The sequence below is a fragment of the Faecousia intestinalis genome, assembly GCF_040096185.1.
In the GTDB taxonomy this organism is placed as follows: Bacteria; Bacillota; Clostridia; order Oscillospirales; family Oscillospiraceae; genus JAZOXB01.
In genome coordinates this window covers 1-595 of record NZ_JBBMFF010000156.1, presented here as the reverse complement: position 1 = coordinate 595, position 595 = coordinate 1, and the positions used below count along the sequence as shown (strand labels likewise).

3 tRNA genes and 1 rRNA gene are annotated in these 595 nt (G+C 52.8%); all 4 read left to right on the top strand.

Annotated features, from left to right (window positions below):
- Nucleotides 1-77 (top strand): 5S ribosomal RNA (rrf, locus tag WMO66_RS14510); the annotation flags it as partial.
- Between the two features lie 7 nt (nt 78-84).
- Nucleotides 85-160 (top strand) — tRNA-Asn (locus tag WMO66_RS04025).
- A 49-nt stretch (nt 161-209) separates the two neighbouring features.
- Nucleotides 210-286, top strand: a tRNA-Ile gene (locus WMO66_RS04020).
- 14 nt (nt 287-300) lie between these two features.
- A tRNA-Trp gene (locus tag WMO66_RS04015) sits at nt 301-376 on the top strand.
- The last annotated feature ends 219 nt before the right edge of the window (nt 377-595 follow it).

Genomic DNA, 595 nt, shown 5'->3' with positions numbered 1-595 from the left:
CCGAACACAGAAGTTAAGCTCATTTGCGCCGACAATACTTTGCGGGTGACTGCACGGGAAGATAGGTAACGCCAACACTTATATTCCCCCTTAGCTCAGTCGGTAGAGCAACGGACTGTTAATCCGTGTGTCGTTGGTTCGAGTCCAACAGGGGGAGCCAACGAAATAGCCGCCACTTGGTGGCGGCTATTTCTTTACTTAAACCTTATGGGCCTTTAGCTCAGTTGGTTAGAGCATCCGGCTCATAACCGGACGGTCCCGGGTTCGAGTCCCCGAAGGCCCACCACCTTTTCAGAATATAGGGGTATAGCTCAATTGGTAGAGCGGCGGTCTCCAAAACCGTAGGCTCTGGGTTCAAGTCCTAGTGCCCCTGCCACGAAAGCACCTTGCATCTTTGCAGGGTGCTTTTTTGCGTTTCTGGCGTAAAAATGCCCGGCAGAGGGCTGCTCTGCCGGGGGAGTAGGGATTCTCATACTAGAATCTGATAAAAAGCTTTAAAAGCTTTTTATAGCGCCGAGAGCGCGTCAGATTCTGCATGAGACGGCGCAGCGTGCGTCAGCACGATGCGAGTGTGCGTAGCACACGGGATTCCTGA